Source organism: Arthrobacter crusticola, from assembly GCF_004357995.1.
Classification (GTDB): domain Bacteria; phylum Actinomycetota; class Actinomycetes; order Actinomycetales; family Micrococcaceae; genus Arthrobacter_D; species Arthrobacter_D crusticola.
On the sequence record NZ_SMTK01000003.1, the window covers coordinates 204,044 to 216,309 of the forward strand.

Genomic DNA, 12,266 nt, shown 5'->3' on the forward strand with positions numbered 1-12,266 from the left:
CTGAGCTGCCTCCGAGTAGCCGGAGGCTCGGCTACAGTACAGATATGTCCCTCACCCGAATGCGAGCACGGCGCGCCACGATCAACGACGTCGCCGACGCCGCGGGGCTGTCCCGGGGCACCGTCTCCCGGGTGGTCAACGGGGAAAAATACGTCTCGGCGGAGGCACGGATGGCCGTCGAGGCGGCGATCGCCCAGGTGGGCTACGTGCGCAACACGGCGGCCCGGAACCTGGTTACCCAGGAGTCCCGGGCGATCGGACTGATCATCCACGAGCCGCATTCGCTCCTGTTCGAGGACCCGAACATCGGCTCGATCCTGCTGGGTGCCAACGAGGCGCTCTCCAAGGCCGACTACCAGCTGGTGACCCTCATTATCGACTCCGACCGCGACAGCCACCGGGTCGCCGACCATCTGCGCGGGGGCCTGATCGACGGCGCCGTCATCGTGTCGGCCCGCGCCTCGGATCCCATCGCTGCCGCTGTCGCCGACATCGGGCTGCCGGCCGCCTTCGTCGGGCATCCCGACGGCACCCCCGACCTGCCGTACGCGGCGATCGACAACGTCGAGGCGGCACGTGCGATCACGAGCAGGCTGCTCGGCACCGGGCGCCAGCGTGTCGGCATGATCGCCAGCGCCCTGGACCGTGACTCGGGCCAGGACCGCCTGGCCGGATTCCGGGCCGCAATGGGGGAGCGGTACGACCCCCGTCTGGTCGTTGAGTACCCCCTCTACACCTACGCAGCCGGCTTCGAGGGCATGCAGAAGCTGCTCCGCCGCGACCCGTCGATCGACGGCGTGTTCGCCGCCTCCGACGCGGTGGCCGCCGGCGCCATGACCGCGCTGCAGGAGGCCGGGCGGCGGGTGCCCGAGGACGTCGGCATTGTCGGCTTCGACGACAGCAGCTGGGCGCTGCGGTGCCGGCCCCAGCTCTCCACCGTGCGCCAGCCGGCAGGGCTCCTCGGCACTACCGCCGCCGAACTTGTGCTCGCCCAGCTGATGGGCCTGCCCAGCTCGCCGCGCGTGCTCGAGACCGTCGTCATGTGGCGCGGTTCGGCCTGAGCTGCGCTGCGCCGGGTCGGCTGCCCCGGCATTCTGCTGGTTCCTGACGTCCCAGGGTGACTTTGGCGGCCGCGGGCCGCTTCGCGCACGGATCGCGTGTGTTCAGTGGGCAGTTGTGCAGGGTTGCGCGGTTCTGCCCACTGACGGGCCTTGATCACCGGCAGTTGTACCGGGCTGACCCGTTTTGCCCACTGACCGGCATTGCTCACCGGGCAGATACATTCTCGGAATGCAGCCGGGGGACGCACCCGGCCCGGGCGCATACCCCGATCCCGACGGAGCAGGGCCCGGCGAACGGGAGCAGTTCCCGGAGTGCCTAGCCCTCGGCCCGCCTGAGCTCGATCAGGACCGACTGCTCTGGGAACAGCACCGGCGCTTCAAGGCCCACCGAGCCCAGCAGGCGCCCGCTGAGCGACAGTGGGGAGCCCTCGGCCGCCGCCTGCACCCAGGCCAGGGCTGACTGCCCGTTTCCCGGCAGCTCGCGGTGGGGCGCGGCGAGCGAGATGCTGTAGGAGCCCTCGGGGTCGAGCCCGGGAAAGACGATCCGCCCCGGAGGGTAGCTGGCGCTCGAGGCGGTCAGTGAGTAGCCGAACAGGGCAGACGAGCCGTCGCGGGCGACGACGCCGCGCACGTCCATCGCCGGGTCCGGAAGGTCCGCGTAGACGGTGTGCCCGGTGTGGAGCACGTCCCGCCACGCCTTATGAACCTCAATCCACTCCGCCAGTGCGGCGGTGTCCTCGGCGCTGAGGTCCGAAATGTCCCATTCCACCCCGAAGTGGCCGAAGACGGCCGTGGCGGCGCGGAAGGACAGGCCGTGCGCGCGTCCGGTGGAGTGCGAGACGGGCCCGCCGACGTGCATGCCCATCAGCTCCGGCGGCACCAGGAGCCCCGTGTACTTCTGGTTCGGCAGGCGTTCGATGGGATCGATGCAGTCACTCGTCCAGATGCGGTCGGTTCGGGCGAGGATGCCGAGGTCAACGCGGGCCCCGCCCGAGGCGCAGCTTTCAATTTCGAGGCCCGGGTGGCGCTGTTTCAGTTCGTCGAGCAGGCGGTACAGCGCCAGGACGTTCTCGTGGATGACCGCGTGTCCGGTGCGGGCGTCGGCGCCGTCGAGCACCTCACGGTTGTGGTCCCACTTGACGTAGGAAATGTCGTTTTCGGTGAGTACCGCGTCGATCGACTTCAGGATGTAGTCGTAGGCCTCGGGGTTTGCCAGGTTGAGCACCTGCTGCTGGCGTCCGGGCACGGGCAGGCGGCCCTCGGCCTGGATAATCCAGTCCGGATGGCTGCGCGCCAGGTCCGAGTCGGGGTTGACCATCTCGGGTTCGAACCACAGCCCGAACTCCATCCCGCGCGACCGGACGTGGTCGATCAGCGGGGTCAGCCCCTCGGGCCAGACCGCGGGGTCAACGAACCAGTCACCGAGCCCGGCGGTGTCGTCCCGGCGGCCCGAGAACCAGCCGTCGTCCAGCACGAAGCGCTCGATGCCGACGGCGGCGGCCTTGTCGGCGAGGTGGGTCAGGCGCTCGAGGTTGTGATCGAAGTAGACCGCTTCCCAGGTGTTCAGCGTGACCGGGCGCGGGCGCCGCGGGTGGTTGTCCCGGAGCCGCAGTTCCTGGTGGAAGCGGGCGGCGAGTTCATTGAGCCCGTGGCCCCAGGATCCGAGGGCCTCGGGCGCGTCGTAGCGCTGCCCGGGTGCGAGCACGATCTCGCCGGGGAGCAGCAGCTCACCGGCTCCAAGGAAGGCCTCGCCGGTCGGCGTCTTCTCGACGAGGAGCTGGTGGTTCCCGCTCCAGGCGGTGTGGACGGCGTGGACCAGGCCGCGCTGGAACCCGAAGGCCGGTTCGCCCGCGCCCAGCAGCAGGGTCGCGTCGGCGCCGGGGCGGCCCTTCCTGCTCTCCCTGCGGTAGCTGCCCGCCGTGAGGGCGTGCCGCTGGGGGCTGCGCTCGCGCAGGTGCCGGCCCGTGGTGTCCAGGACCTCCTGTGCGCTGGCCGGAAGGGGGAAGGTGGCCAGCAGGGAGCGGACCTCGTAGGCGATGTCGGCGGTGTTGACGACGCCGAGGCGCTGGCGGAACAGGCCCGCTTCGGTCACCGTCAGTTCGGCTTCGAGGGTCAGGCCCGCGACGGTGTCGACGGCGGTGAGCCGCACGTCGTGGGCCGTGGACGTCAGGTCGGTGGTGGTGAACGCCGCGGAGATGAAGGACCCGCCGCGGTGCCCGGTGAAGCCGGCGGTTCCCTGCCAGCCGAAGGACTCCTGCGGAACGAGGGTCAGGCGGGCCGGAATGTCGATCCCGCCCGATACCCGCTGCGGACGGAGGGCCGCTGCGAGGGCGGCAAGCTGGTCGTCGGCGATGTCTCCGAGGGCCTCGCCCCAGTAGAGAACCGCGGGGAGGCCGTTGGTGGTGGTGTCGAGGACAACGCTTGTGCCCGAACGTGAAAGGTGAAGAACGGGGGAGGACTGCATCCCTCATTTCTACTGCAAAACCGGGAACCGGCGTCAATCGCACCCGAGCGCCGGAGGGCTCCGGCGGGGCGTCAGCCACCGACGCCGACGGGTCCGGAGGGCGGGCCGCAGGTGGCGGGGCCCGCCGGGAGGCACCGCTAGGCCGGGAGGTCGGCCGGTGCCGGGTGATCGGGAAGGGTGACCGTGAAGCGGGTGCCCCGGCCGAGTTCACTGCTGCAGGAGATCGTTCCGCCGTGGCCCTCGACGATGGCCCTGGTGATGGAGAGCCCGAGGCCCGTGCCGGGGACCTCCGATTCCCGGGCCGAGCGGGCACGGAAGAACTTGTCGAAGACCCTCGAGGCGTCCGCCGGGGTCATTCCGGAGCCGGTGTCCTCGACCGACAGGACCACCTCGTCGCCGTCGGGCCGGGCCGTGATGGTGACCGTGCCGCCCTCCGGCGAGTACTTGATGGCGTTCGACAGCAGGTTGTCGATCGCCTGGGAAATCCGCTGCGGGTCGGTGTGCGCCCACAGCGGGGAGGGCACGTCCACCCGGATGGCGATTCCTCCCGCGCGGGCCTGGGCGCTCAGCGAGCCGACGCTGGAATCGACGAGGCCCGCGATGTCGGTGCGTCGGGGGTGGATGCTCAGCGCGGCGGAGGCCGACAGCAGCAGGTCCGAGACGATCTCGAGCAGGCGTTCGGCATTGTTGTGGGCGATGTCCAGGTAGTAGGCGGTGCGCTGCGGCACCTCGTCGCCGGAGTCCTGCGCCAGTTCGAGGTTGCCCAGGATCGAGGTCAGCGGCGTCCGGAGCTCGTGGGAGACGTTGGCGATCAGGTCGTCCTTGGCGGCGATCGCCTCGACCAGGCCGGTGACATCGCTCGAGGCGATGACGGCGCCGCCGAACTCGCCGGAGTCGCTCTTCATGGCCCGCGCCGCCGTGGAGAGGGCCCGCTGGTCGCTGCCCTGCCCGATCCAGATCAGGTAATCCGCGAAGGACTCGCCGTCGACCGCCCGGCGCACCGGGCGCTTGGCCTCCGGCAGGACCGTCCGCTGGTCCTGGCCGAACAGTGCGAGCGCGGATTCGTCGGTGCCGGAGCTTCCGGAGGGCAGGGCGAGCCGGTGGAGGAGGTTCTGCTGGTGGTTGGTGAGGATCGTCTCGCCCTCGGCATTGACCGCCACGACGCCGACGTCGATGGTGTCCAGCACCGTGTGCAGGAGCCGCTCACGCTCCTTGCTCGACTTGAGCAGCTCGCGCAGGATGGCATCCTTCTTCATCAGCTGGCGCTGCTGCAGGGCCACATTGGCGGTCGCGAAGCGGACCGCGAGCGCGACCGAGAGCAGTGTCACGGGGAGGAAGACCGTGCCGCTCAGCTCGGCCGCGGTGACGTCCGGGAGCTTGGCCAGCAGCGGAAACCCCACGATCAGCAGGGGCCCGACGAAGCTCATGAGCACCGCCAGCCAGCCGAGGATGCCCGAGGCGGCCAGCCAGATGACCGGGAAGACGGCGAGCGCACCGAGGCCTGGAAGGATTTCCAGCCCGCTGTTGCGGGTGACGGCGATCGCCAGAATGTCCCCGACCGGAATGATCAGGGGGGCGGCCTGGGGCAGGCGCTCCCAGGGGATCAGCCAGCACGCCAGGAACAGAGCCGCATGGATGGCGAGTCCAAGCTGGAACCAGGGGAGGTTGAGCAGTCCCGGCCAGACGCTGGGCGCGGCCAGCACAATGCCGATGACGATGACCGTCAGGGGCAGCTGGCATAGGCCGATCCGGACCCGTGGACCGAGGCGCCGGAAGTAGAGGTTCGTCTTCGTGGTCGGAGTCGACTCGACGGGCGGAGGCTCATACAGAAAGGCTGGAGGCGCGGGTTCCGTATGAAGAGAGGACATTTCCCTATTATTGCTCCTGAACGGCCAACGAGGTGCAGAAATTCGGTAAAGAAACTGCGGCAATCTTGCGTAACTTACTTAACACGAACTTCCCTTGTAGCCTGTAAAACAATCACGGGTCTCAAGGTGCGGATGGTGAATACGTTTCACGGCTCCCGGCCTCCGGCGTAAAGGAAAAATATGGGTGAGCAGGGGACTGCCGTCGTTATTGAAGACGACGAAGATGTGCGCAATCTCTTGAGCGCTGTCCTCCAGCAGTCGGGGTTCGAGGTTCACTCAGGATCGACGGGGCGCGAAGGGGTCCTCGCGGTGCGCGGCAACAGCCCCACGGTGGTGACCCTCGACGTCGGACTGCCCGATATCGACGGTTTCGAGGTGCTCCGGCGCATCCGGGCGTTCAGCGACTGCTATGTGATTATGCTGACCGCACGGGCCGATGAATTGGACACCCTCATGGCCCTGCAGTCCGGCGCCGACGATTTCCTCACCAAGCCCTTCCGGCCCCGCGAACTGAGGGCCCGGGTCGCTGCCATGCTCCGGCGCCCGCGGGAGGCCGGAGGGCCGGCGGGCGCATCCCCCGAGGCGGGGACGGCTCCGCAGCAGCCGGTGCTGCGCCACAACGGCCTGGTGCTCCACCAGGAAACCCGCACAGCCAAACTGTTCGACGCCGAAATCAGTTTAACGCGGAGCGAGTTCGATTTACTTCACGACCTTATGCGCAGCGGCGGTTCGGTCCGCACCAAAGCCGATTTAGTCCGGGTGGTGCGCGGCGAGCAGTACCGCGACGCGGCTTACGTCAGCGACGTGGACGAACGGGCCGTCGAAGTGCATATCGGAAATCTCCGCAAGAAGCTCCGGGAAGATCCCCGCCAGCCCGCCTGGCTGGTGACCGTCCGGGGCGTCGGATACCGGCTGGCCCCGGAACGGGTCCAGAACTGAAAGTTCACGAAATCCGGTAGGCCGGTCCGCCGGCCGACCGCCCGGGACGGCAGGTGAGTCCGCCCCGGGGACGGCTCAGCCCCCCATCGGCCGGGCCGCGAGCACCTGTGCCAGCGCCGCCGCGGAGCCGGCGCTGCTGTTGATCCGCCAGTCGGTCTCCTTGGCGAAGTGGAACCAGACCAGGGCCGTGACGTCGGGCTGGGCCGCGAGGTAGCGCACCAGGGACGTGTTCCAGGCGGCCTTCGAGCCGCCGGCCTCCGCCGACGCCGTCTCGGCGATCAGGATCTGCTTCCCCGGGGCGAGCCGTCGCAGCTCCGCAAGTCCTTCTCCGAACAGGGCATCGGGCTCCACCCAGGTGCTCCACGAGGCGGAGGCGCCCCAGTTGTAGCCGTCGAGCGCGACGGCGTCGACGTACTGGGTTCCCGGGTAGAGCTGGTCCAGGGGCGTCGACCCCCAGTACGGGACGTTCGGATTCCATACCCAGGAGATATTGGAGGCACCCGTGGCGGCCACGACGTCGTGCACATGGCGCCACGCCGCCGCGTAGTCGCCGGCCTCATTGCCGTTGACCCCTTCCGCCCACGGGTACCAGTTGCCGTTCATCTCGTGCCCGAAGCGCAGCATCACCGGGTGGCCCCACTGGGCCAGGGCGGAGCCCCACTGGCGCAGGTACGGGTCGAAGTCCCCGGCGGCGATGCGGTCCAGGGAGTAGGCGGGCTGGGCGGTGCCGCCGCCCCAGAGCCAGGGTTCCCAGGTCAGCAGGGTCACGGCGCCGCGGGACCGGACGGCGTCGAGCTCGGCCAGCGGCGGGGCCTGGGCGAAGTCCTTGTAGGACAGGACGACCGACGGTGCCTCACCTGCGAGCACGGCCACCTCGTCAAGCTCACCGCCGGCCATCGGACCGCCGGGGGTCCCGGCACCGAAACGCAGCGGCGCCGTGCGGATACCCGGCACGGGGGCGGGTCCGGCGGGCGGGGCATAGGTCAGGGTGAAGGGCGCCGAGGCGAGGCCCGAGCCTGCCCGCGCCTCAATGAGCACCGGGCTGCCGGCGTCGGGGATGACAATGCCGGCGGTGAAGGACCCGGACGCGCTGGCGGTGAAGGGCACGGAGGCCGGACCGGCGGTGAGGGTGCCCTTCGATTTCCTGGGGAACCCCGTTCCGGAGACCGTGACCAGCGACCCGGCGGGCCCGCTGGAGGCGCTGAGGGAGATGGAGGCCGTCGCAGCGTGCACCGGCTGGAGCGCCCCGGGTCCGAGCACCGCAACAATGACGGTAAGGCAGAGGGTGAGCGTGCGCAGCAGGTGCGCCGCCCACCGGCGGGAGATGGGCAGGGCGGTGCCCGGGGTGGCGTCGTGCATGGGAGACCTTTGCTGTTCGGAAGCCCGGCTGACCCTGAAGGCCCCGTGGCTTTGCGTCACCGGCTCGCACCGGTTTTGCCCTTGTCGAAAGCGGGGCCGCAGCCGCCGCCGGAGGGCAGGTTCGCTGCCGCCCCCTCCATTCTCGGACTGCCTAGGGTGCGGCACCAGAGGATTATCCGCAGGAAAGGCACAGGAAAAGCGCGGCATCCGGCGCCGTGGGGTGGATGCCTAGGCGGGATGGGGCTGCCAGCGGGTGACTTCATAGGTCAGGTGGGCGAACTGGGCGAGCTGCTCCGCGCTGCGCAGGCTGAGCCGGTCCGACTGGATAAAGCGCGGCAGCAGCGGCGCCCCGGCGTCGAGGGTGACCGGGGCGATGGCCACCTGCACCTCATCGAGCAGGTTGGCGTCGAAGAACTGGCCGGCGAGGTCACCGCCGCCCATCAGCCAGATGTCCTTGTCCCCCGCCGCCTCCAGGAGCTGCGGGTAGACGGCGCCGGGCTCGCCGCAGACGAACCGCACATCGGCGCCCTCCGGCCGGGGAAGGTCCCGGTTGGTGAAGACGAACGCGGGGCGGTTCCCGTAGAACTCCCGCCACCGTCCGGGGCGCTCGAGGACGCCCTCGGCCTCGAGCATCCACTCATAGGTCTTCGACCCCTGGACCAGCACCGTGATGCCGTCCAGGAAGTGCCCCTGGTGGTAGGGCTCCGGCTGATCCACGGCGAAGAGCCAGTCCATCGAACCCTCCCCGTCAGCGAGGAATCCGTTGAGGGAGGAGGCGGCTCTATAGATCGTTTTCGTCATGGTTCGAGTCCCTTCGGTCCGGTGCGCTAAGACTAGCGCCTGGGGGCCGCCGAGGGGCCGCCGCCGAAGGAGGGATCCGCTTTAAGACGGCACTTTTGCGGCGCCGGCGGGCGCTCCGGAACGCGGCGGCCCGGTGGACCCGCGCACCACCACCTCCGGCGCGCCCGGCACCAGCACATCCTCGGGGGGTGCTCCCTCGAGCTGGGCGCAGAGTGCGTCAACTGCCGCCTGCCCCAGCTCCATCAGCGGCATGGCGATGGCCGTCAGGGGAGGGTGGAGGAACCCGGCGAGGGGGAGGTCGTCATAGGAGATCACGGAGATGTCCTCCGGAATGCGGAGCCCGGCGGCATGGACGGCCGAGAGGACGCCGATCGCCTGGTTCAGCGTGCTCGCATAGATCGCGGTCAGGTCGGGATGGTCGGCCAGCAGCCGGGTGGCAGCGGCGAAGCCGCCCTGCTCGTTGAATTCGCCCGACTCGATCGAGGGTTCCGGTATTCCTGCCGCCACTGCGGCGCCGAGCAGCCCGGCCCGCCTGCTGACCGTCGGCGCGAGCTGCTCCGGACCCGACACGTGGCCGATCCGCCGGTGCCCCAGCGCGAGCAGGTGGTCGAGGGCGGCCTGGCTGGCCGCCTCGATCTGCAGCGAAATGTTCCGCCCGGAGCCTGCGACCACGCGGTTCACGAACACGTGCGGAATCCGGGAATCGGGCAGCATACCCAGCAGCGGGTGGTTGGGGCGCGCCGAGGCGATCAGGAGCCCGTCCACGCGGTGGCTCGCCACGAGGTCGGCGAACTGCCGGTCCACGCTTAGATCGGCGGAGTCCTCCGCCAGCAGCATGGCAAAGCCACGGACCCGCGCCTGCTGCACGGCGCCGCGGGTGATGCGGGAGTAGACCGGGTTGGTGAGGTCGGGGATGAGCAGGGCAAGGGCACGGGTGCTGGCACCGGCCAGGGCACGGGCGCCCGTGTGCGGCTGGTAGCCGAGGTCCCGTACCGCGTCGAGGATGCGCGTGCGGGTCTCCTCCCGGATGGAGAGGGTGTGGTCGTTGTTCAGGACCCGGGAAACGACCGACTTGGTGACACCGGCATGGTTGGCCACGTCAATAAGGCGGGACCGCTGTTTCGGGTGAAGCGGAGCGTCGGCGTCGCGCACTGAACCTCCCTTCGACGCATGCAGCAGTCTGATTCTGTCATAGCGGCGCGTGTGATGTTGACCTCACCCGGGAATCACCGTAGGGTGGACGCCGCCGGAGAAAACCGGTTTTCTAGGCGTCGGACGGCCCTCCGGGGGATGGCCGGCTCCTCGGTACCCATGTCCAAAGGAGTGACCATGGCCAAAGTCGAAACAATGCAGACGGACCTTTACCGGATCCCCCTGCAGCAGACGCTGACCGACAGCATGCACGGAGTGATGCTGGATTTTGAACTCATCACCGTGCGGGTGACCGACAGCGACGGGGCCGTGGGCCTTGGCTACACCTATACCGTCAACCACGGCGGCGCGGCCGTGGCCGTGATGATCGACCGGTACCTCGCGCCCCTGCTGCAGGGCCAGGACGCCGACCGCATTGAATCGCTGTGGCAGCAGATGTGGTGGGCCCTCCACTACGCGGGCCGCGGAGGCCATGTGACCTCGGCGATCTCCGCGATCGACATCGCACTGTGGGACCTCAAGGGCAAGAAGGCCCAGCAGCCCCTGTGGCGCCTCTTCGGCGGCTTCGACCCCAAGGTGCCCGTGTATGCCGGCGGAATCGACCTTCAGCTGCCGATCGAGGACCTGCTCGCCCAGGCCGACGGCTACCAGGAGCACGGCTTCCGCGCGATCAAGATGAAGGTTGGACGGCCGCAGCTGCGCGAGGACGTAGCGCGGGTGGCCCGGATGCGCGAGCACCTCGGTGAGGACTTCCCCCTGATGGTCGACGCGAACATGAAGTGGAGCGTCGACGAGTCGATCCGCGCCGCCCATGCGCTCGCCGACTTCAACCTGGTCTGGATCGAGGAACCCACAATTCCCGATGATTTCGCCGGATACGCCCGCATTGTCCGCGAGGGCCGCCAGCCAATCGCCGGAGGCGAAAACCTCCACACCCTCTACGAATTCCAGCAGGCCATCACCGCCGGTGCCATCACGTTCCCCGAACCGGACGTCAGCAACTGCGGCGGCTACACCACGTTCCGGAAGGTCAGCGCCTTGGCCGAGGCGCACAACCTCCCGGTCACCTCGCACGGGGTGCACGACCTCACGGTCCACGCTTTGGCCGCGGCGCCCAACCGCACCTACATGGAGGCCCACGGATTCGGGCTCGACGCCTACCTTGCGGCGCCGCTGCGCATCGAGGACGGCTTCGCCGTGGCGCCCGAACTTCCCGGCCATGGCGTCGAGCTGGACTTCGCGTCCCTCGAAGGGGTGCGTGCATGACGGCCGCACAGGCCCCCGCCCGCCCGCCGTTCCGTTCCCGCCCGTTCTCTAAGCCCGTGCCCGGCATGCGCTGGCAGGTGATGGGCTCGAATGCCGCGGTCCTGCTGCTGAACTACGGGGACCGCGCGGCCCTGGGCGTCGCGGCGCCGCTGATCATCTCCGAGTTCGGCTTCAGCACCGGCACCATGGGCCTGATCCTCGGAGCCTTCGCCTTCACCTACGCACCCGCCTGCTTCGCCGGTGGGGCACTCGCCGACAAGTACGGTTCCCGGAAGGTCATGGCCGCCGCGGCCGTGTGGTGGTCCCTGGCCACGGCACTGGCAGCCTTCTGCTTCAACTTCGCCACCTTCTTCCTCCAGCGCCTGCTCTTCGGGCTCGGCGAGGGACCGCAGGGGGCGACGACGGCGCGCACCATGGGCAACTGGTTCCCACGGCGCGAATACGCCACCGCGATGGGCCTGACCTTCGCCGCCAACCCGCTCGGAGCGGCACTGGGCGTCCCTGTGGTGAGCGCCCTGCTGATCTGGTCGAACAACAACTGGCGGGTCCCCTTCCTGGTGCTCGGCGGCATCGGCATCGTCATTGCCGCCGCCTGGTACTGGATCGTTCGGGACCGGCCGGAGCAGCACCCGCGGATCACCGCCGAGGAGCTCGCACTGATCAACTCCGACCGGACGCCCGTCGACGAGGTGTCCTCCGAGGACGTCCCGCGGCTGTCCTACTACCTGCGCCAGCCCGCGGTCATCGCCAACGCCCTCGCGTTCTTCGGTTTCAGCTGGATGCTGTTCATGTTCCTGTCCTGGTACCCGACCTACCTCGTGCAGACCCAGGGCATCGACCTCAAGGAGCTGGCCTGGGCCGGCTCCCTGCCCTGGGTGGCCGGCGCCGTGGGCACGGCCCTGGGCGGGGTGCTCTCGGACCGGCTTGCCAGCCGGGCGGCCGTGCCGCTCACAGTGCGCAAGTGGGCCACCGCACTGTTCCTCGCGGTCAGCGGCGCCCTGTGCATTCCGCTGGCGACAGTGAACTCGCTTGCCTTCGCCGTGGGTCTGTTCGCCGTCGTCCTCTTCCTGCTCTACCTGGCCAACGTCCAGTTCTTCGCCATCGTGCGGGACGCCGTGCACCCGGCCCGCCTCGGCGGGGTCACCGGCTTCGTCCACTTCTGCGCCAACATGGCGGGGGTCATTGCGCCCATCGTCACGGGGTTCCTGATCGAGGACCTCGGATCCTGGACCGGAGCCTTCACCCTCGCCGCGGGCTTGGCCCTTCTCGGCGCCGTCGCGCTGGTGGTCGTCAAGGCGCCCCCCGCGTTCGGGCCCGGCGGAAAAGCACTAGCATTCCAGTCAGTGGAGGGATGAG

The 12,266-nt window shown here is 69.4% G+C and carries 9 protein-coding genes and 1 riboswitch; of the genes, 4 read left to right on the forward strand and 5 right to left on the reverse strand.

Annotated features, from left to right (window positions below):
• Positions 1 to 44 precede the first annotated feature (44 nt).
• Positions 45 to 1,061, forward strand: a complete 1,017-nt coding sequence (locus E2F48_RS08700) for a LacI family DNA-binding transcriptional regulator (protein ID WP_120167500.1) — start codon at positions 45 to 47, stop codon at positions 1,059 to 1,061.
• 316 nt (positions 1,062 to 1,377) lie between these two features.
• Here the strand turns inward: E2F48_RS08700 and E2F48_RS08705 are convergent, their stop codons facing one another.
• Positions 1,378 to 3,525 carry an alpha-galactosidase gene (locus E2F48_RS08705; protein WP_133403620.1) on the reverse strand — a complete coding sequence of 716 codons (2,148 nt, stop codon included), beginning with the start codon at positions 3,523 to 3,525 and terminating at the stop codon, positions 1,378 to 1,380.
• 137 nt (positions 3,526 to 3,662) lie between these two features.
• A complete protein-coding gene (locus E2F48_RS08710) occupies positions 3,663 to 5,393 on the reverse strand; it encodes a sensor histidine kinase (RefSeq protein ID WP_133403621.1) in 1,731 nt (576 codons plus the stop codon).
• A gap of 180 nt (positions 5,394 to 5,573) precedes the next feature.
• Between E2F48_RS08710 and E2F48_RS08715 the strand changes: the two genes are divergently transcribed.
• Positions 5,574 to 6,332 (forward strand): response regulator transcription factor, encoded by a 759-nt coding sequence (locus E2F48_RS08715; RefSeq protein ID WP_133403622.1) that lies wholly within the window; start codon positions 5,574 to 5,576, stop codon positions 6,330 to 6,332.
• A gap of 75 nt (positions 6,333 to 6,407) precedes the next feature.
• Here the strand turns inward: E2F48_RS08715 and E2F48_RS08720 are convergent, their stop codons facing one another.
• From E2F48_RS08720 to E2F48_RS08730, 3 genes are all read right to left on the reverse strand, one after another.
• Positions 6,408 to 7,691 (reverse strand): glycoside hydrolase family 26 protein, encoded by a 1,284-nt coding sequence (locus tag E2F48_RS08720; protein WP_133403623.1) that lies wholly within the window; start codon positions 7,689 to 7,691, stop codon positions 6,408 to 6,410.
• Between the two features lie 15 nt (positions 7,692 to 7,706).
• A riboswitch (cyclic di-GMP riboswitch) is annotated at positions 7,707 to 7,781 on the reverse strand.
• Between the two features lie 138 nt (positions 7,782 to 7,919).
• Complete coding sequence (locus E2F48_RS08725; RefSeq protein ID WP_133403624.1) at positions 7,920 to 8,492, reverse strand: dihydrofolate reductase family protein; 573 nt, start codon at positions 8,490 to 8,492, stop codon at positions 7,920 to 7,922.
• An 81-nt stretch (positions 8,493 to 8,573) separates the two neighbouring features.
• Positions 8,574 to 9,644: a LacI family DNA-binding transcriptional regulator gene (locus E2F48_RS08730; RefSeq protein ID WP_221411659.1), complete on the reverse strand. Its 1,071-nt coding sequence runs from the start codon at positions 9,642 to 9,644 to the stop codon at positions 8,574 to 8,576.
• A gap of 177 nt (positions 9,645 to 9,821) precedes the next feature.
• Here E2F48_RS08730 and E2F48_RS08735 point away from each other — a divergent pair, with 177 nt between their 5' ends.
• Together E2F48_RS08735 and E2F48_RS08740 are read left to right on the forward strand one after the other, a co-directional pair.
• On the forward strand, positions 9,822 to 10,910 hold the full coding sequence (locus E2F48_RS08735) for a mandelate racemase/muconate lactonizing enzyme family protein (RefSeq protein ID WP_133403625.1): 1,089 nt from the start codon (positions 9,822 to 9,824) through the stop codon (positions 10,908 to 10,910).
• Positions 10,907 to 12,265, forward strand: coding sequence for an MFS transporter (locus tag E2F48_RS08740; RefSeq protein ID WP_133403626.1), 1,359 nt, complete (start codon positions 10,907 to 10,909; stop codon positions 12,263 to 12,265). The genes E2F48_RS08735 and E2F48_RS08740 overlap by 4 nt, the downstream gene beginning before the upstream one ends.
• Position 12,266: the final 1 nt, after the last annotated feature.